The following is a 19,372-nucleotide window of genomic DNA, read 5'->3' on the forward strand; positions in this document are numbered from 1 at the left end:
CTAAAGACATTTACATCACATAGCCTTGCCAAATAGATTAACGAACCCTATGAAAATAAAATATTTATTGTTCTGACTATTTATTAATTTTTTATCACACATTAAATTATAAAACACAACGCATATTTAGTTCTATAAACTAATCGTTAATTCAGCACTACCCAATTAACGTTTTTAAAAACTATCCCAGCGCATATGCAAACACAATAAGTAGAAAAGCGTAAATTTAAACAGGTTAGCCATCCACAAAAGCATTGACAGTGCAGCTTTCCAGCTGTTCTATCGCCACTTTTTCTGACATTGTAACTTGCTATTCAGAAATCTGATTCGAATAAAACTCGCAAGCCTTTTTGAAAAGTGGCATATAACATTTAAAAATTTACAGATGGGTGAAGAAATAATTAATTCAACACGTAAGAATTAGAAAGAATAAAACGTAGACAATGTAATTAATTTTTATTTAGCAGAACACTAACCATAGATATTATCAGTATGAAAATTTATAAGCGTTTTTGTCAATACTGGAGAAAAAGATTACTTAATGAATGGCAACAATGCAGTATAAAAGTAAGGTATTATAAAAATTATATAAGAAAAACATTTTAGAGCATTAACACTAATGACTATGAATTTTCACATTCTGTACTCATCCATGCCCAAAGTATGAGAAAGGTTTTGTCTAATCTAGATGCACACAATATACTCGTTGTATTAACTGGTGAGGTTTTATTGTAAAACAAAAACACCACAATGGTAGTAATGTATGGCCAATGCTCTTCGAACTTTATCAATAAGTATTATAACTTTAATAGCTTTTATATATGGCTTAAATATCTTCTTGACTAAACAAGTCAATGATCTGATGTACGCGCCAAAAGGCTTAGAACTTCATACTTTCTCAGGTACTGATGTTACTGTGGTAGCGGCACCTTGGTATAACCTTGTATTAAGTGGCCAGCATTTAATCTACGACAATAACATTTCTTATATTGTTATAAACACAACAACTGAGTCAGTCGTCACCGCGATGACTTCAGAACTTATACTCACTACATTATTCTCACCAGTCAACATTATCATTTTAATCTTGTTAGCATTAGCAGTTAGTTGGTTAGTTAACTTAAGATTCCAAAACAACCATGAGAAATACGCAATCAAAATGCTTAATACTAAGGCAATTGAATTACTCAATAGCCTAAACTTAGCCAGTGAGTCAGGTCTAAATAAGCATACGCAACTCGAACAATTACAGACAAACTTTCAATCACTTACAACTCATATAACTAATTACACACGTGAATCTGAAGTCAGTATTTATCAAGATAAATTAACTCACTTAATTGACCGACATGCCTATATAGAACATCTAGCCAAACAATTGAGACTTGCTGAGATGGATAAATTCAGCTGTGCTTTACTATTTATAGATTTAGATGGGTTCAAACAGGTGAATGACTCTTTTGGTCACAGTTTTGGTGACGATGTGTTAATTCAAGTAGCAACACGCTTAAGCAGTGTTTTACGACACCATAAGATCAGTAACATTTCCCCCATTAGCCAATTAGAGCAAAATCTAGCACGTCTTGGTGGAGATGAGTTTTCTATTTTCATTAACTTAAAAGACGATAAAGAGACAGCATTAGAAGTCGCACAAAATGTATTACACGAAATTGAACGAGACTTTGTATTAGGGAATAAGTTAATAAAAATTAGCGCCAGCATAGGTATTGCTGTTTACCCTGATAGCGCATCCACTCCACAAGCATTACTGCAAATGGCTGATGTAGCAATGTATCGAGCAAAAACAGATGGACGTGGAATTTTTAAAGTGTATTCACCCGAAATGGGCAAAAAAATTCGCCGCTACCATTACTTGCTAGAAGAAATGCGTCTTGCTATTGCTAGCAGCAGTTTTCATTTGTCTTTTCAACCTATTGTACATGTAGATGACTGCGCCATTGACTATTTTGAAGCATTGGTACGTTGGGATCACCCTGTTGAAGGCTCTATTACGCCTGACGAGTTTATCCCCATTGCTGAAGAGTCTAACCTGATATTAGAACTTGGTGATTGGATAATGTTGGAATCATGCCGGCAAATGTCAGCTTGGTACAATGCAGGGATGAAAAAAGTGTCTATTTCTGTGAATATATCTGGCGTGCAGTTAAAGCATTACGATATTTATGAGTGGGTCATGGAAAAGCTTGCTAAAACGGGGCTGCCTGCAAAAGCTCTAATGCTTGAAATTACCGAATCAACGTTAATCAAAGCAAGTAATAAAATCATTCAATCATTAGAAAAGCTTCGAGGTGAAGGGATCACTATAGCAATCGATGATTTTGGCACAGGTTTTAGCTCGCTAAGCACCCTTGCCGACTTACCTATCGATGTGATCAAACTTGATAAGTTGTTTGTGGCACAGGCTAACGATAATCTTAAATATAATGAAATCATGCACTCCGTCAGTGAACTTGGACGTAAACTCGGATTAAAAGTGGTGGCTGAAGGAGTAGAAGAACTCGCCCAATTCGAGCTTGTAAAATCGATGGGCATTAACAGTGTTCAAGGCTACCTAGTCAGCCACCCTGAATCGTCTGTTAATGTTGGGCATAAAGTGTTGCAAGATAACATTAACTTTATGTCTGTCACTGGAACAGGGGTTTGGAATATACAGCAACCGCTTTAGTAAGTTATACTGAACAAATTATTCAAAGCCATTCCCTTGTTAATGTTAAAAAAAGCTTACTTACGGTTTTTATCTTGTCAGTCACCATTATTGGATTACTGGTTGGCTCTTCTATTTATACCCTTTACAGTAAAAAACGCTTAACGGTAGACCCAAAACTTAGAGAAATCTCAGGGATTGAATTTGATAAATTTAATCGACTTTGGGCTATTAACGACAGTGGTGACGAGCCAAAACTGTATCACCTTAATGAAGATGGCTCTATAGCGAAAGAAATTTTAGTTACCAATGCTAAAAACATTGACTGGGAAGACATGACACAAAACAAATTTGGTCACTTTTTCTTGGGCGACTTTGGCAATAATAAAAACGACAGAAAATGGTTAACTATTTATAAAATCGAAAACCCAATTGATATTAAGGGCGACACAACAGAAGCAGAGATAATCAAGTTTACTTATCCTGAAATGGACGGCAGCCCAATCCAACCAGAACAACGTAACTTTGATTTGGAGGCCTTTGTAGCGCTTGGCCGACATCTCTATTTATTTACCAAAAATCGTACTGAACCATTTGATGGCATTACAAAAGTATATAAAGTCGGCGATCATGCAGCGAACTTTGATGCACAATTAATAGATTCGTTTCAAACTTGCACCACAATGGAAAAACTTTGTTGGATCACTTCTGCGGCTCTAAGCCCTGATAGAACCAAGTTAGTTCTACTTGATTCCACCAGCATTTGGTTATTTGAGAACTTTCAGGGTGATAAGTTTTTTTCCGGTGATGTATCGCGTATTGATCTTGGGATCGTAACGCAAAAAGAAGCCATCACTTTTTACGATGACAACACGATTGTCTTTACAGACGAAGAATTTAAAGGCATTGGTGGTAACGCCTATGTCATAAAGCTCGATGAAGTAGAAAAGAAAGTCATTCGCAAAGCGCCCAAAACAAATCAATGACTAAGTGCGTTATTTAGAGAGCGCTTTTTCGATATCTACACCTAAAATCAGCACTCCCATGTGCTGATTTTTCTGATCAAAGATAGGCACGCTAAACTGCACCTGAAAGTGTTTGGTCGACTCATCAAATTCCACTGTATCAATGTAATAGTCATCATCTTGCTGATACATATTTAAAAATTTAGCTTCATCACCCTGCCAATAATCAGTTGTCACTTCACTGATAATGACATTTTTACCTTGTTTATCAGTGACGATTATTTCTGTAATAACACCTTGCATCTGCCGTTGCCATACTTGTAAGAATTGTGAACCTTCAAGTTTTAAGTAGCGCTCTGTCAATATAGGTGCATTGTCACGAACTTGTTGCGCCCACTGATTATCAAGCTGCTCAAGGTCTTGCTGTGCTAGCGGTTGCCGATTACTTTTAGTAACGGCTTGTTGCACCTGTTCTGAATTAGCTAATTGTTGTATTTTTTCTAAAAGCTCTTGTACTAAAGTTAGTTTTTCAATTTTTGACAACACAAAAGGACTTTGTGAACAGCTACTTATATAACTGTTAAAGGCATTTAAAAAGTCAGGGAATTCCTTGAGTGTTTTATTTGCTGCAAATAAACCCAAAGGCACATAACGGTAGAATGTTTGTGTATATTCATCAGGTTTTATTTGTAGCTGCACAGCATTGAACTCAAACTCTTCTAAATCAAGCAAGATTCTATCTACCCGCTGTTTTTTGAACACTTTGATAAGCTCTTGCGTGGTGTTAACTTCGACTTCAATTTTACGATTTGTTAATTGATACCAATCAGCCTGATGGCTCCCTCTTACGACACCATAACGAAGATCATGTTCAACAATTGAAGTTGAATCTGCATGGGTAAACCAGTACCAGTTTTCTAAAAACATAGGGGCAGAAAGTTCACCATACTCTTGCATTTGCGATAACAGATTTGCGGTAAAGTAACCATCAAGCCGATTTAATTGCACCTCTCTTTTGCCCTTAACCAAGGTAGTTTCTGTAACTTAAATGGCACATTAATTTGCTTAAAAATACATTCAACATGCGTAATTGCATTATGTGGTGCGTTAATTGGCAGGTTAGTACCTAACTGAAAAGGCTGAGCTACAGTGAGTGACAGCAATAATGAAGCAAGCATCAATACAAGCCTAAATAACTAAAGAGTAACAGTTATTATAGACAAAAGAAGCGGTTTTACCTGATTAAGGGTTAACGCTTAAACTTCGTCTCTAAAATCACAGACGACGTTGTTCGCTCTACACCATCTAAGTTACCAATGTCATCTAATAGGTGACTTAACTTTTCAAGGTTTTGTGCTTGAACAACAGCAATCAAATCAAATTCACCACTAATTGCGTATAGCTGTGAAATAGCATCAATTTGCTTTAGTTCAAGATTCGTTTTGGTGGTCAGTTTTTGCTTCACTTTAATCGAAACATGGGCCGATACCATTTGGCTCAAATAGGCATCACCATAGTCTACGCTGTAGCCTTTGATCACACCTGTTTCTTCTAATTTTAACATTCGGCTTTGAACAGTTGAGCGCGATAAATTTAGCGCTCTCGCTAGGTCAGAAATACTTGCACGCGCGTTGGTTCTTAAGATAGCTAATAGTTTTTCATCTTGTGAAGTTATCACTTTGACTACTCTTTTCGTTAATTTGCTTTTTATTTTAGTCATTTTTCACAAAATAGCACTGCAAATTTAAGTTCCTAACCCAGATAATAAGAAAAATAGATAAGAAAAATAATCTCATCGTGCTTAATTAGGCAGAAACGGCTTAACTGACCTATTTTTTGCAATTTAACTTTTTTCATACTAAGCCAGATTTAGGTGCAACAAATGCAAGTAACAAGAGAACTTTTTAACGACGTAATGGTACCAAACTACAACCCATCAGAAGTGATTCCTGTTCGCGGTGAAGGCTCACGTGTTTGGGATCAAAACGGTAAAGAATTTATCGATTTTGCAGGTGGTATTGCCGTTAACTGTCTAGGCCATTGTCACCCAGCGCTTGTCAATGCACTAAAAGAGCAAGGCGAAAAAATTTGGCACTTATCAAACGTAATGACAAACGAGCCTGCACTTCGCCTAGCTAAAAAGTTAACTGACGCTACATTTGCAGATAAAGTATATTTTGCAAACTCAGGTGCAGAAGCTAACGAAGCGGCATTAAAATTAGCGCGTCGTTGGGCATTAGACGTACACGGTGAACAAAAGAACCAAATCATCGCGTTCAACAAAGGTTTCCATGGCCGTACATTTTTCACTGTTACTGTAGGTGGTCAAGCTGCTTACTCAAATGGTTTCGGTCCTAAGCCTGCCGCCGTTGATCACTGTGACTATAACGATTTAGCTGCTTTTGAAGCGCTTATCAGTGACAACACATGTGCAGTAATGATGGAGCCACTACAAGGTGAAGGCGGTATCATTTCGCCAACGAGCGATTTTATCAAAGGTGTACGCGCGTTATGTGACAAACACAATGCTTTACTTATTTTTGATGAAGTACAAACAGGTGTTGGCCGTACAGGTGATTTATACGCATACCAAGGTTTAGATGTAACACCAGATATTCTTACTACAGCAAAAGCGTTAGGTGGTGGTTTCCCAATTGGTGCGATGATCACAACAGCTAGCATTGCAGAGCATTTAAAAGTAGGCACACATGGTTCTACTTACGGCGGTAACCCACTTGCATGTGCTGTAGCAGAAGCGGCATTTGATACTGTGAATAGTGAAGAAGTACTCGCTGGTGTTAAAGAGCGTGAACAGCTTTTACGCGATGGCTTTGCAGCAATTAACGAAAAATACGACGTATTTAGTGAAGTTCGTGGTAAAGGTCTATTATTAGGTGCGGTTCTTAACAGCAAATTCGAAGGCCGTGCACGTGATTTCCTAGTAGCAAGCACTAAACACGGTTTAATGAGCCTTGTTGCTGGTACAAACGTTGTTCGCTTTACGCCATCTTTAGTTATTCCATTAGAGGATATCAAAGAAGGTTTAGCTCGCTTTGAAAAAGCGGTTGCAGACGTTGTAAACGGTTAATCCTAGTTGGCGCATGCTTTAAGCATGCGCCATTGGAGTGCACTTAATGCAAGTATTACGTCCTATAACAGCAAATGATTTTGCTGCGTTAAAACAAATTGCTGTTGAATCTGGTCATGGCTTTACCTCTTTACCGGTTGACGACAATTTACTACAAGAAAAAATTGAACGCGCTGAACGCAGTTTTGCAAAAGATATTAATAAACCACAAGACGAAACCTATTTATTTGTATTAGAAGACAGTAAAACGGGTGACGTTATCGGCACAACGGCTATCGAAGCTGCTGTAGGAATGTCGGTTCCTTTGTATCATTACCACCTTGGTAAAACTGTTCACCATTCACCTACTCTCAACGTATATAACACTGTTGATATTCTCAGCATGTGTAATGACTATACGGGTTGCTCTGAAATTTGTACCTTGTTCTTGCGCGAACAAAACCGCAAAGGCTTAACGGGTCGCTTTTTATCACGTTCTCGCTTTTTATTTATGGCTCAACACAGTGAACGCTTTGCTGACACCATTATCGCAGAAATGCGTGGTGTCAGTGATGAAGGCGGTCATTCACCTTTTTGGCAATGGTTACAAGAACACTTTTTTAGCATTGAATTCCCTCAGGCTGATCACTTAGTGGGTTTAGGCGATAAAGTATTTATCAGCGAGTTAATGCCTAAGTATCCTATTTATGCCAACTTACTGAGCAAAAAAGCCCAAGCTGTGATTGGTAAGGTTCATGAAAAAACCAAGCCTGCGCTTAAACTCCTTGAAAAAGAAGGGTTTGAACACCGTGGTTATGTCGACCTATTCGATGCAGGGCCAACTGTGGAAGCAAAGCTTGGCAATATCCGCAGTGTTCGTGAGTCACAAGTGTGCCCTATCAGCATTGGTGAGCTTGCGCATATCAATGAGCAAAGCTCAGATACATTAGCTATTTGCAACCAAGGCGTGAATGACTTTAGAGCCACATTCACCAAACATGCTCATTATAACCACGCTAAGCACACATTAATCGTCAGCCAAGAAGTGGCAGATGCACTTAAATTAAAACAAGGGGATGCAGCACGGTTCTTCCGTTTGTAACCACTTAAGGAGTTTAAAATGAGTGTAACAACTCAACTTATTGCTAACCAATGGCAAGCAGGCCTTGGTCATGATTTTAGTTCTATCAACCCAAGTAATGGCGAGGTTGTTTGGCAAGGTAAAACAGCCACTGCTGAACAAGTCGCTGATGCAATCAAAGCAGCTCGCAGTGCTCAGCTTGGCTGGGCTGATATGGCCCTTGAAGAGCGTATTGTTATTCTTGAAAACTTTGCAGCAGAGCTTAAAGAGCACAGCGAAGAGTTTGCAACAATTATCGCCCGTGAAACAGGTAAACCACTTTGGGAAACACGTACCGAAGTAGGCGCAATGACGGGTAAAATCGCCATTTCAATCAGAGCTTATCACGAACGTACGGGTACCACAGAAAACCCAATGCCGGGTGCAAAAGCGTTTATTCGTCACAAGCCACATGGCGTTGTAGCCGTATTTGGTCCTTATAACTTCCCGGGTCACTTACCAAATGGGCATATTGTGCCAGCTATTTTAGCGGGTAATACAGTTGTATTTAAACCATCAGAACTAACGCCTCATGTTGCTGAGTTTACCTTAAAACTTTGGCTAAAAGCAGGCTTACCTGCTGGTGTCATCAACCTTGTTCAAGGTGAAGTAGAAACAGGTATTGCGCTTGCTTCTCATCAAGATATTGATGGCTTATTCTTTACGGGTAGCTCAAATACAGGCCACTTGTTGCATAAGCAATTTGCAGGTCACCCAGGTAAAATTTTAGCGCTGGAAATGGGTGGTAATAACCCACTGATCGTAAAAGATGTCGCTGATGTAAGTGCGGCTGTTCACGACATTATCCAGTCTGGTTTCATTACGTCTGGCCAACGTTGTACGTGTTCTCGTCGTTTATTCATTGAGAACTCGGCAAATGGTGATGCAATTTTAGAAAAATTAATTGCTGCAACAAAACAAATTAAAGTCGCCGACAGCTTCAGCGAAGATCAACCGTTCATGGGGGCAATGATCAGCGAAAAAGCAGCGCTAGGTATGGTTGCAGCTCAGCAGCAGTTACTTGATATGGGAGCAACCTCTCTTGTTGAACTTAAGCATCTTGAACCGGGTACTGGTTTTGTAAGCCCAGGTATTATTGATGTAACCGCTGTTAAAGATATGCCTGATGAAGAGCACTTTGGTCCTCTTATCAAGGTTTACCGCTACACAGATTTCGATAGCGCGATTAATGAAGCAAATAACACCTCATTTGGATTATCTGCTGGTTTACTAAGTGATGATAGCAATGACTACCACCATTTCTTAAAGCGTATTCGTGCCGGTATCGTTAACTGGAACCGACCAATTACAGGCGCATCAAGCGCTGCACCATTTGGTGGTATTGGTGCCAGTGGTAACCACAGAGCAAGCGCTTATTATGCTGCTGACTACTGTGCATACCCTGTTGCTTCTGTTGAAGCCGAAAAAGTTAACTTACCACAGACCCTTGCGCCGGGCTTAATTATTGAATAATTGTTTGGCGGCCTCGCCGCCTTAATTGAAGGAATTAAACATGCACACAGATGTAAACGCCCTATTTGAAAACCTATGGGATAACTATTTATCAGTTACGCCATCGGCGGTAAAAGTACATGAGTTACTTGGCTCTACACAAAAAGATGACGTGATCAACGATCACATCGCTTTACGTACTTTTAACCATAAGAAAATCGGTTTAGAAAAACTAGCTGCACACTTTTTAGCAGTTGGTTACAAAGAATGCGGCGAGTACCACTTCGAAGCGAAAAAACTATACGCTAAGCACTTCGAACACTCAGATCCTAAGCAACCTAAAGTTTTCATTTCTGAATTACTTGTTGAGCAATGCTCAGAAGAATTACAAGCTATCGTTAATGACATGGTTGAACCGATTGACGAAGACGCTGTAACAGCGGATAATTTCCTCTATTCAGGTACGCACTGGCAAGTAAGCTCAGACACCTACAAAAAGCTGCTAGCAGAAAGCGAATACGCAGCATGGATGTCTGCATGGGGTTACCGTGCTAATCACTTTACCGTGAGCATCAATGAATTAGCAAAATTCGATGATATCGAAAGTGTAAACCAAGCACTTAAAGATGCGGGTTTTGCGCTAAATACATCTGGCGGCGAAATCAAAGGTTCACCAGAAGTATTACTTGAGCAATCTTCAACTCTTGCTGATGACAGCGAAGTTGAATTTAGCGATGGTGTTGTTGCTGTACCGAGTTGTTTTTATGAATTCGCTCTGCGTTATGCAAAACCAGATGGCGAGCTTTACACAGGCTTTGTAGCAGCATCTGCAGACAAAATTTTTGAGAGCACCAATGCTCGATAAGTAACGGCTTGTTAGCTAAACCTATAATTAAAAAATCCCCTTTTTGGGGATTTTTCGTTTAATAAAATCTGTTTCTCTAGAGTATCAAAAATTCAAATCGATATAATCAATTAAAAATCAAAAGGTTAAAAATATATTTCTGTTTTTGAAATTTTTTATTGCGCAAATAAAAAAGCAGATCTATTATCTCGCCGCTTCTTGATGATAGCCAATCCGAGTACATTACAAACACTGTTTGTAGCAAGGCGATAGAGCAACTATCCAAGAGTGTATTTGATTGCACAGAACATACTGTGCGCTTAATAACACTCAACTGACTCGGACTTCCATTTTTCCCGAGCAGTTGCTTAATTGCCGGAGAGTAAAATGGCTATTTCAACACTTACACAAGATTTAACAATCAAAGTACCTGCAGCGTCGGTTGCTGCAAACGAACCAGTCGCACAACCATCAAACCTATTTATTGAGCAACTTGTTGCACAACATGGCGCGCCATTAATGGTGCTAGATTGTGAATCTGTTCGTCACCAATACCGTGCATTAAGCCATGCTTTACCTGGCGTTGTTTTACACTTTGCGTTAAAGCCACTTCCTCATCCTGCGGTTGTTCGTACGCTTTTAGAAGAAGGTGCCAGCTTTGATTTAGCAACCAGTGGTGAAATTGACTTAGTCGCTAGCCAAGGCGTACCAAGTGATCGTACGATTCACACACACCCTATCAAACGTGATCGTGATATCCGTGATGCTCTTGAATACGGTTGTAATGTGTTTGTGGTTGATAACATCAATGAATTAGAAAAGTTCATTGCATACAAAGACCACGTTGAGTTACTTGTTCGCTTAAGTTTTCGTAATGCGGAGGCATTCGCTGATTTATCGAAAAAATTTGGTTGTAGCCCAGCAATGGCCATAGAAATCATTAGCTATGCGCAACAATTAGGTATTCGTATCAAAGGGTTATCGTTCCATGTTGGTTCGCAAACAGCAAGCCCAGCTAAATATGTCACTGCCATTGCTGCGTGTAATCAAGTGATTAACGATGTAGCCGCATTAGGATTACCTGCGCTTAGTACGCTTGATATCGGCGGTGGTTTCCCAGTGCCGTACAACAAAGATGTGCTGCGAATTGAGGAGTTTTGTGCGCCAATCAATGATGCCTTAGCACAGTTACCAGAGACAGTTCGTGTAATTGCTGAACCAGGTCGCTTTATAGTTGCTAGTGCTGTTACCAGTGTTGCATCGGTAATGGGTCAAGCCGAACGTGATGGCAAGCCATGGTACTACTTAGATGATGGAATTTACGGCTCATTCAGTGGTTTATTGTTCGATGAAGCCTCGTACCCTATCGACTCGTTAAAGCAATCAAATGAACGTGTTGAGTCAGTATTAGCAGGCCCAACCTGCGATAGCATCGACGTAGTGAGTGAGTCAATTATGCTACCAAAATTAAACAATGGTGATTTAATCATCGGCCGTATGATGGGTGCTTACACATTAGCAACCGCAACAGACTTTAACTTCTTTAAACGTGCTGAAGTTATTGTACTGAATGATGGTGTGCAGGTTGATGCACTCACCGGTTAATCGTTTCCTCGACTAAAAGCATGTAAGGCAACATGCTTTAACTCTTAAAATGCAGCTGCTCATTCCAGCTGCATTTTTTTGTGTCTAAAGAAACAGTGGTTTGTAGTCGTTTTCTAATTGCTCAAACGACAAGTTGCCAATAAAACGGCCAAAGCTGAGCCAAGTTGCTAGGCCTCGTAAGTCTTTAAAGTGTGGCGGAATAAATTTAGGGTCTTCAATTACACCTAAATCATGTAATTGCGATATCAGTCTAAAATCATCAATTGAGATTTTACCGACTAATAATAAGTGCAATTGATCTATTCGACCTAGCTGAATAGCAACCCGAATAAGGTTATACACTAACACAAAGCCTTTGATGTAAGCGATATCTTTGGTAAAAGGTAAGCCTGTTGCTGTACTGCCTCTAAACACCCGTTGAGTAAGTGTATAACTGTCGTCTTTACTCAAACCTTGCGCTACATAGTCACGATAAATATCAACAAACTCCGCGCCATCAATAACCTTAGTGATACCTTGAATACGGTTCACTAACTTTGCTAAACGTCGTGGCGTCGACTTTAAGGTAATAATTTCGGTCAATACCGCAAGGCCTTCTTGGGTAACTGTAGAGCTCGGTGTGCCTTTACTTAAACAAGTTAAATATGGCTGAGCTAGACCATTTTGCGTGGTTCCGACATGGATCCAGCCTTCATGCACCTCAAGAATATCTAGCTCTCTTTGAGAGAATTTAACATCTTGATTAAGTTTAATATTATTTGCACCTGCCGCGGCGTCACTCACAATACCGTCGCTCAGAATAACCTCAACATCGATGCCCGGCATCGTTTGAGCCACTTGTGATGCTAAAATTTTAACCGCGTCTTCTGCATCTATATTTTTTGGATCATCAGGTAAAATATCGGCATCAAGCATACTCTTTAAAGGCTGCTCAAGCATGGTTGCAAGCTCAGAAAGTGAAGGCTCTCCAGCATGGAATAAATCTTTGGGGTGACCGAACAACTCAACAGACAAATCATGAAATTCAGGGGTACCGCGATATTCAATCATACTGAGTACGGTTTTATATTCAGTACACATTTTGCTCATGTATTGCGCAATCGGGTTTAACTGCCCTAGCTGGCTGATGATATCGCGATTTAAATCAGAGAACGCACGACGTAACTCACTTGGTACAAACCCAAGGTCACGCTGTTGGTAATAGGCTTGATCAACCGTTGGGTTCTTTTGGCACTTATGCTTAAAAAACTCTTCTTTGATTTGTTTATCCCAATTAATCGCATCAAGGATACGGATGGGTGTTTGCAGTGCGATTAATCGGTCAGATAACTCGCGTGTTTTTGCTAATAATGCCTTATCTATCATGCTCTAGGCTCACTGTGTAATGAGCCTTGAGCATAGGCTAAATTTGCATAATTACAAAGCAAAATCACGCTGTTTTAATTAAAATTTAGCTTTTTTAGAGACTAATTTTCCGTCGTTGTAGAGAAGTAAACTGGGTACCGAATTAATGCCATTTTCAATAAATAAATCATTACCAAAATCGATTGAAACCGGCATGGTTGCAGAGAATTTATCAACATATTCTTGCACTGCACTTTGATCGGTCCACAGTTGACTCACTTTAACCTCGACATCAACTCCTTGCTCTGCCAGTTTATTAGCATGTTGCTGCGCTAATACACATTGCTTTGCCATTGCAGGGCGAGTGTCGGCTAAGTACCAGTCGCACCATGTAGCTGTAAATAGCACAGCTTTTTTGCCTTTATTCGGAATTACCAAAGGAGTGGCTTGGCCTTGCTTTTCGTTTAGTAAGCGCGCTTCATCAACTTTGCCATTGTGTGATAACAAACGTAATGTGTTATCAAGCGGTTTATCAGCTTCGTGGCCTTGAAAAATCACCTTTTTATCACTATCAATCAATACATGAAAAGGGGTGCCCATAAATTCATAATGTTTAGCAACTTGCCCTGTGTGATCAGTAAAAATTGGCATAGTAAGTGAAAAACGCTCTTTAACCTTAGCAACAGCGTCTGCATCATCATTGAGATCAATATTAATAGCCACAAATTGAATTTTATCGCCATATTGCTCATATGCATGCTGAAAATGTGGCATTTGCTCCATACATGGCTTGCACCAAGTAGCCCAAAACTTTAAGTAAACGGGTTTCTTGCCTAAGTAACTGTCAAGTTTAACTATTTGCCCCGCTTCATTTTCTAACACCAGGGGGGCTGTATTTGCTGATATGCTTTTGCTTACAAGCAACAAGCCTGCTAGTAGTATCAGGGGTATAAATTTATATCTCATTGTGCGTCCCTCAAATAAAATCTATCTTAAGTTTAAGATAAGAGAAAATATTGTAAATTTTCGACATCCGCTTACTCAATGTGATTTTACTGATTTATCGCAAAGTAAGGTTTTAAAAATACTCAAAACAGTTAATACCTGCATAAAATAACACTAAACTTTTTATAGGTTTGAAACGTATTACATCAAAAAGGAGTCATCATGAAAAATGAGCTAGACGGTAAATTAATTCTTTCTGTGTATGAAAAAATCATTCAACACGGTGAAGATCATGAAGATGGTAAGCTCTATGAAGGTATTTGTGCTTTTTCGGATATCGATGGTTATACGGTATATCTAAAAGGCAGTGGTGTGTTACTACGCTTTGGCTTTCATAATACCTATCACCTTGACTATCAACATGAAAAGAACAAAGAAGATTTTTTAAAGAAAGTGCTATATATCGCTGATAAGGAACTTTGAAGAAGTAATGAAACGACGGGTAAAAGCTGAGTCAAAGCAACAGCAAGCGTTTATCAACCAAGTGATAGATGAACTTAAATCTAACCCAGGTAAGTTAGATATCATTCGCGATAATCTTAGTTACTATCGTGAACAACAGTTCCTCAAGCGTGGTTTTCTGCTTGCAATCGAGCGCTTTGATTGGGTATTTGAAGCAAGTAACGATGTAGAGCAAATCTGTGCGCAAATTCTAGCTGATGATTACATTGGCAAACGTTTGCGCCGCTACCCCTTGCTATATAAGGGTGTATTGGAACGTACCTATTAGAACGCCTACCGCTAAAACATGATCTGTTCGGTAAAAAATGCTAGGTTAGCGCCATTTTGAAATAACGAGAACTGGACATGTCAAAAGCAATAAACTCTCACAACACCCATGAGGGTGGTAACAATGGGTTATTTAACCGATTTTTAGCCACCGTTGAATTTTTGGGTAATATGCTACCCCACCCTATCACCTTATTTGCAATGTTCTGCGTTGCTATCATTGTCTTTAGCGGCATTGCCGACTGGTTTGGTTTAAGTGCTATCGACCCACGCCCAGAGGGCGCAGCAGGTCGCGATCCTGATGGTGTAATTGAAGTGGTCAGCCTGCTTAGTGCCGAAGGCCTGCAGCGTATCGTTACTGGCCTTGTTACGAACTTCACCAGCTTTGCACCACTTGGGACGGTACTCGTTGCTTTATTAGGTGTGAGTGTTGCAGAGCACTCTGGTTTACTTTCAGCAGCTATGCGTGGCATGGTAATGGGCGCATCTAAACGCCTAGTTACTTTTATGGTGGTGTTTGCTGCGATTTTATCAAATACGGCATCTGAACTTGGCTACGTCGTACTTATTCCATTAGCGGCCATGATATTCCACAGTCTTGGTCGTCATCCGCTTGCCGGTCTTGCTGCAGCATTTGCCGGTGTTTCAGGTGGTTACAGTGCCAATTTATTACTCGGTACCATAGACCCGCTACTTGCAGGTATCACCACGCCAGCAGCACAAATGATTGATCCAAATTACCAAGTTGGCGCTGAAGCAAACTGGTATTTCATGATGATCTCAGTATTTTTAATTGCCATTTTAGGCACGTTCGTTACCGAGAAAATCGTTGAGCCACGCCTTGGCAAATACAACCCAGATGAAGCAAGCAATGATTTACCTAAAAATGACATTGCTGGTTTAACCGATAAAGAAAAATCAGGTCTTAAGTGGGCAGGTGTGTCACTGTTGGTAGTGTCATTATTACTTGCTTGGACAATTGTTCCTGAAGACGGCATTTTGCGTAACCCAGAAACAGGCCTTGTTGCACACTCGCCATTTTTAAAAGGCATTGTGGTATTTATCTTTGTGACTTTCGGTATTCCAGGTTTTGTTTACGGCCGCGTTGTTGGCACCATGAAAAACGATAAAGATGTCATCGATGCCATGAGTAAAAGCATGAGCTCGATGGGTATGTACATTGTGCTGGTTTTCTTTGCAGCACAGTTCGTTGCTTTCTTTAAATGGACCAACCTAGGCACAATTTTAGCCATTAACGGCGCCGCTCTATTACAAGCGTTAAACCTAACTGGCCCAGAAGTATTTGTGCTATTCATCTTAATGTGTGCATTAGTAAACTTAAGCTTAGGCTCTTCATCAGCACAATGGGCTGTCACGGCACCTATCTTCGTACCAATGTTAATGCTAATAGGCTATGCGCCAGAAACCATTCAAGCGGCGTACCGCATTGGTGACTCGGTTACTAACCTTATCACCCCAATGATGAGTTACTTTGGTTTGATACTGGCTGTGGCAACTAAGTATAAGAAAGACATGGGTATTGGTACATTGGTTGCGACCATGCTTCCTTACAGCATTATCTTCTTTGTTGGTTGGGTCGCGTTATTCTACTTATGGGTGTTTGTACTGGGCTTCCCAGTTGGCCCTGAATCACCGATTTATTATCAGCCTTAATCTCTTATTCAAGAGATTAAAAAAAGCCAAGCTAATGCTTGGCTTTTTTGTACCTGAGATTGTTGAAAACTAACTTTGCGACTATTATTAAGACATTAATTTTTATTGTTATTTTTTATGAAAAAGCAATTTAAGCTGTGGCTTCTCCTGTACGCATTAAATGTATTTAATTTATATGCTAATCCAACCAAACAACTTGAAACCGCATTTGCAACGTCGTTAGTTTTAACGGATGGTGACAGTATTACTTTGGGGTTTGGTGATTTTGATCCGCAAACACTGTTTGACCCGCAACATGCCAGCAAAGATGAAGACAGTATCGCACTTAGAAAGGAGCTTAAGCTCTACAGTATTCCTTACACATGGCAGCTTGATGAGCCTATTTATCAACACAAACTAAGTTTGACCGGCAGAATAAGTTATTTAAATCAATCAGATTTTATCTCTTTGTATGAGAATGTCGCTGACGACTATATTTCAGAAACTGTGTATAACGGGATGCTCGGTTTTAATGCTGAGAAAGCACTTGGCTCTAAATGGTCATATCAATTTGGCTTTAATACTCACTACTTACATTACAACAATGATTATGATTACAATTCCTCTGAATCCAGACGCGACTTACAGCCTTTAGCTGATAACCTTTACACCAACCTCAATAGTAATGCACTGGTGTTAAACCCAAATGCGACTATGATCTATCGACTTCCTAGGTATTGGGGCTATTACGAGTACAAGCTTAATTTTAATTATTACTATGGCTGGGCTCTCTCTCATCCAGATGGTATTCATAATGCAGCACCAGAGACGTGGCGTACTCTCAATGGTATAAAAGCTAAATTTAACATGTTTAAAATCGGGCCTTTTGAGCAAGCTTTTTACATTAAAGGACAGCGAATCGATTTAGGCGGTGATAGTCGTGTAGCGTTTGGGACCGACCACTTTTATGAATACGGTATTGGCTTTTTATGGGACAGTAGAAAGTGGACATCGTGGTTTGACAACTTTGGAGTGGGTATCAACATTCATAACGGCAGTAGCCTCGATGGCGCTGCTATTGTCTTGTACTTTAATGAAATTTAAGTCCATTTTTTAAAGACAAAATTTTAAAACAGACTATATTCTTAGACATAATTAAAATTCATGGAAGAGTTATATGAAACATCATCTCGCGATCGCTTGTGCATTCCTTGCCTTAACGGCTTGCGATAAACCCCCTGAGCAAACAGCTAAAACCCTACCTTTGCAAGTAAGTGCTGCAGATGCCATTTATTATGGTGGCGATATTCTTACAATGGCTGGCGATGAACCAGAATATGTGCAGGCTATTGCTACACAAGGTGACAAAATCATCTTTGTGGGTGATAAAAACAAAGCGCTTGAGCATAAGTTTGGCAAAACAAAGCTAATTGATTTGCAAGGCAAAACCTTAATGCCAGGCTTTGTTGATGGCCATAGCCATGTCTATGGTGTTGGTTTGCAAGCCATGGTAGCCAATGTATTACCTAGCCCAGATGGTGATGCCAATAGCGTTGAACAAATTGTTAATATTCTCACCGCCGCACAAAATAACCCTGACTACACTACATTTATTGAAAAAACGGGGGCAATTTTAGGCTTTGGTTACGATGATGCTGAGCTTGATAGATACCCAACTAAAATGGATTTAGACCGCGTGAGCACCGAAAAGCCGGTCATTATCATTCATACCTCAGGGCATTTGAGTGTTGCAAATAGTAAAGCCTTAGCCATGGTTGGCATCGATGAAAACACAGAAAACCCTAAAGGCGGGCTAATTCGTCGTATGCCGAACTCGCAAGAACCCAATGGCGTGCTCGAAGAAAACGCACACTTTGGTTTACTGTTTAAACTGATGCAGTCCTTTGATCCTGACTTACAAGATTTAATGCTCCAAGAAGGACAAAAGCTCTATACAAAATACGGCTACACTACAGCGCAAGAGGGCCGAGCAACTCAAGAAGCCTATGATTCAATGGTAAGGGCATCAAAAGCGGATAAATTCGTGATTGATGTGGTTGCCTATGCCGATATGGCCACCAGCAGCAGTTTTATGGATTCAAGCTATAACAGTAAAAACTACACGAATCATTTTCGCATTGGGGGTGTAAAACTTAACTTTGATGGCTCACCACAAGGTAAAACTGCTTGGTTATCTCATCCTTACCTAAAAGCCCCCGAAGGCCAAGAGCAAGGTTATGCAGGCTACCCTACTTTTAATGATGAACAAGCTTATGAATATATAGAAACGGCCTTTGCCAATGACTGGCAAGTGATGACACATGCAAATGGTGATGCTGCTATTGAGCAGTTCTTAAATGCCGTTGAAAATGCCAATAATAAGCTTGGCAAAAAAGACCGTCGACCGGTACTCATTCATGGTCAAACAATTCGTCAAGATCAGGTTAATCGCCTTAAAGAGTTAGGCATATTTCCATCGCTCTTCCCAATGCATACCTTTTATTGGGGCGACTGGCATGTAAATTCGGTGCTTGGTCACCCGCGAGCTGACTTTATTTCACCTACTCATGCGGTTCTCGAACAAGGATTAATGTTTAGCACCCATCATGATGCACCTGTGGCCTTGCCAAACGCACTGCGCGTATTAGATGCAACGGTTAACCGTACGACCCGTACAGATCAAGTATTAGGCCCAGATCAACGCGTTTCTGTGTATACTGCCCTACAAGCAATGACGACATGGCCTGCGTATCAACACTTTGAAGAAAGCTCAAAAGGGCAATTAAAACAAGAGATGCAAGCAGATTTAATTATCCTTGATAACAATCCGTTGAAAATAAAGCCTGCAGAGCTACATAACTTACAAGTGTTAGAAACCATTAGCCGTGGTAAAACTGTCTACAGCAAAAATTAAACACACTTT

At 40.0% G+C, this 19,372-nt stretch carries 16 protein-coding genes; 12 read left to right on the forward strand and 4 right to left on the reverse strand.

Going from position 1 to position 19,372, the window contains the following annotated elements:
• The first annotated feature begins 763 nt into the window (after positions 1 to 763).
• Positions 764 to 2,686 (forward strand): putative bifunctional diguanylate cyclase/phosphodiesterase, encoded by a 1,923-nt coding sequence (locus tag P4S60_RS19335; RefSeq protein WP_337117146.1) that lies wholly within the window; start codon positions 764 to 766, stop codon positions 2,684 to 2,686.
• A gap of 20 nt (positions 2,687 to 2,706) precedes the next feature.
• Positions 2,707 to 3,651 carry a hypothetical protein gene (locus P4S60_RS19340; protein ID WP_442961520.1) on the forward strand — a complete coding sequence of 315 codons (945 nt, stop codon included), beginning with the start codon at positions 2,707 to 2,709 and terminating at the stop codon, positions 3,649 to 3,651.
• 9 nt (positions 3,652 to 3,660) lie between these two features.
• Here the strand turns inward: P4S60_RS19340 and P4S60_RS19345 are convergent, their stop codons facing one another.
• The gene (locus P4S60_RS19345; protein WP_337117148.1) at positions 3,661 to 4,638 is read right to left on the reverse strand and encodes a PDC sensor domain-containing protein; all 978 of its coding nucleotides are present in this window, start codon (positions 4,636 to 4,638) and stop codon (positions 3,661 to 3,663) included.
• Positions 4,639 to 4,879: 241 nt separating this feature from the next.
• Positions 4,880 to 5,308, reverse strand: coding sequence for an Lrp/AsnC family transcriptional regulator (locus P4S60_RS19350; protein WP_054554593.1), 429 nt, complete (start codon positions 5,306 to 5,308; stop codon positions 4,880 to 4,882).
• 204 nt (positions 5,309 to 5,512) lie between these two features.
• On the opposite strand from P4S60_RS19350, the gene P4S60_RS19355 reads away from it, so the two are divergent.
• The 5 genes from P4S60_RS19355 to P4S60_RS19375 all read left to right on the forward strand — a co-directional run bounded on the left by P4S60_RS19355 (position 5,513) and on the right by P4S60_RS19375 (position 11,718).
• A complete protein-coding gene (locus P4S60_RS19355) occupies positions 5,513 to 6,718 on the forward strand; it encodes an aspartate aminotransferase family protein (protein ID WP_337117149.1) in 1,206 nt (401 codons plus the stop codon).
• 46 nt (positions 6,719 to 6,764) lie between these two features.
• Positions 6,765 to 7,799, forward strand: a complete 1,035-nt coding sequence (gene astA / locus P4S60_RS19360; RefSeq protein ID WP_337117150.1) for an arginine N-succinyltransferase — start codon at positions 6,765 to 6,767, stop codon at positions 7,797 to 7,799.
• Positions 7,800 to 7,817: 18 nt separating this feature from the next.
• The gene (gene astD, locus P4S60_RS19365; protein ID WP_337117152.1) at positions 7,818 to 9,290 is read left to right on the forward strand and encodes a succinylglutamate-semialdehyde dehydrogenase; all 1,473 of its coding nucleotides are present in this window, start codon (positions 7,818 to 7,820) and stop codon (positions 9,288 to 9,290) included.
• Between the two features lie 40 nt (positions 9,291 to 9,330).
• Positions 9,331 to 10,134: a DUF1338 domain-containing protein gene (locus P4S60_RS19370; RefSeq protein WP_337117154.1), complete on the forward strand. Its 804-nt coding sequence runs from the start codon at positions 9,331 to 9,333 to the stop codon at positions 10,132 to 10,134.
• 366 nt (positions 10,135 to 10,500) lie between these two features.
• Complete coding sequence (locus P4S60_RS19375; protein ID WP_337117155.1) at positions 10,501 to 11,718, forward strand: type III PLP-dependent enzyme; 1,218 nt, start codon at positions 10,501 to 10,503, stop codon at positions 11,716 to 11,718.
• Positions 11,719 to 11,802: 84 nt separating this feature from the next.
• On the opposite strand, the gene P4S60_RS19380 is transcribed toward P4S60_RS19375, so the two are convergent.
• Together P4S60_RS19380 and P4S60_RS19385 are read right to left on the reverse strand one after the other, a co-directional pair.
• Entirely contained in the window at positions 11,803 to 13,083 is a 1,281-nt protein-coding gene (locus P4S60_RS19380; RefSeq protein ID WP_287244805.1) for a flavohemoglobin expression-modulating QEGLA motif protein, read from the reverse strand.
• A 78-nt stretch (positions 13,084 to 13,161) separates the two neighbouring features.
• Entirely contained in the window at positions 13,162 to 14,028 is an 867-nt protein-coding gene (locus tag P4S60_RS19385; protein WP_337117156.1) for a TlpA family protein disulfide reductase, read from the reverse strand.
• A gap of 201 nt (positions 14,029 to 14,229) precedes the next feature.
• Here P4S60_RS19385 and P4S60_RS19390 point away from each other — a divergent pair, with 201 nt between their 5' ends.
• From P4S60_RS19390 to P4S60_RS19410, 5 genes are all read left to right on the forward strand, one after another.
• Positions 14,230 to 14,490: a DUF3081 domain-containing protein gene (locus tag P4S60_RS19390; RefSeq protein WP_119853002.1), complete on the forward strand. Its 261-nt coding sequence runs from the start codon at positions 14,230 to 14,232 to the stop codon at positions 14,488 to 14,490.
• Positions 14,491 to 14,497: 7 nt separating this feature from the next.
• Positions 14,498 to 14,797, forward strand: coding sequence for a hypothetical protein (locus tag P4S60_RS19395; RefSeq protein ID WP_063707636.1), 300 nt, complete (start codon positions 14,498 to 14,500; stop codon positions 14,795 to 14,797).
• A 77-nt stretch (positions 14,798 to 14,874) separates the two neighbouring features.
• On the forward strand, positions 14,875 to 16,470 hold the full coding sequence (locus P4S60_RS19400; protein WP_105173548.1) for an AbgT family transporter: 1,596 nt from the start codon (positions 14,875 to 14,877) through the stop codon (positions 16,468 to 16,470).
• Positions 16,471 to 16,587: 117 nt separating this feature from the next.
• Complete coding sequence (locus P4S60_RS19405; RefSeq protein WP_105181815.1) at positions 16,588 to 17,553, forward strand: Solitary outer membrane autotransporter beta-barrel domain; 966 nt, start codon at positions 16,588 to 16,590, stop codon at positions 17,551 to 17,553.
• Between the two features lie 73 nt (positions 17,554 to 17,626).
• Positions 17,627 to 19,363 (forward strand): amidohydrolase, encoded by a 1,737-nt coding sequence (locus P4S60_RS19410; protein WP_337117157.1) that lies wholly within the window; start codon positions 17,627 to 17,629, stop codon positions 19,361 to 19,363.
• Positions 19,364 to 19,372: the final 9 nt, after the last annotated feature.

This window comes from Pseudoalteromonas sp. Hal040 (genome assembly GCF_037162425.1).
GTDB lineage: Bacteria > Pseudomonadota > Gammaproteobacteria > Enterobacterales > Alteromonadaceae > Pseudoalteromonas > Pseudoalteromonas gelatinilytica.

Bases quoted from the DNA above. Each gene is read 5' to 3' on its own strand.
- astA (WP_337117150.1), top strand. From the start codon at position 6,765: ATGCAAGTATTACGTCCTATAACAGCAAATGATTTTGCTGCGTTAAAA.
- P4S60_RS19395 (WP_063707636.1), top strand. From the start codon at position 14,498: ATGAAACGACGGGTAAAAGCTGAGTCAAAGCAACAGCAAGCGTTTATC.
- P4S60_RS19400 (WP_105173548.1), top strand. From the start codon at position 14,875: ATGTCAAAAGCAATAAACTCTCACAACACCCATGAGGGTGGTAACAAT.
- P4S60_RS19375 (WP_337117155.1), top strand. From the start codon at position 10,501: ATGGCTATTTCAACACTTACACAAGATTTAACAATCAAAGTACCTGCA.
- P4S60_RS19410 (WP_337117157.1), top strand. From the start codon at position 17,627: ATGAAACATCATCTCGCGATCGCTTGTGCATTCCTTGCCTTAACGGCT.
- P4S60_RS19370 (WP_337117154.1), top strand. From the start codon at position 9,331: ATGCACACAGATGTAAACGCCCTATTTGAAAACCTATGGGATAACTAT.
- P4S60_RS19390 (WP_119853002.1), top strand. From the start codon at position 14,230: ATGAAAAATGAGCTAGACGGTAAATTAATTCTTTCTGTGTATGAAAAA.
- P4S60_RS19405 (WP_105181815.1), top strand. From the start codon at position 16,588: ATGAAAAAGCAATTTAAGCTGTGGCTTCTCCTGTACGCATTAAATGTA.
- P4S60_RS19335 (WP_337117146.1), top strand. From the start codon at position 764: ATGGCCAATGCTCTTCGAACTTTATCAATAAGTATTATAACTTTAATA.
- P4S60_RS19355 (WP_337117149.1), top strand. From the start codon at position 5,513: ATGCAAGTAACAAGAGAACTTTTTAACGACGTAATGGTACCAAACTAC.
- P4S60_RS19385 (WP_337117156.1), bottom strand. From the start codon at position 14,028: ATGAGATATAAATTTATACCCCTGATACTACTAGCAGGCTTGTTGCTT.
- astD (WP_337117152.1), top strand. From the start codon at position 7,818: ATGAGTGTAACAACTCAACTTATTGCTAACCAATGGCAAGCAGGCCTT.
- P4S60_RS19380 (WP_287244805.1), bottom strand. From the start codon at position 13,083: ATGATAGATAAGGCATTATTAGCAAAAACACGCGAGTTATCTGACCGA.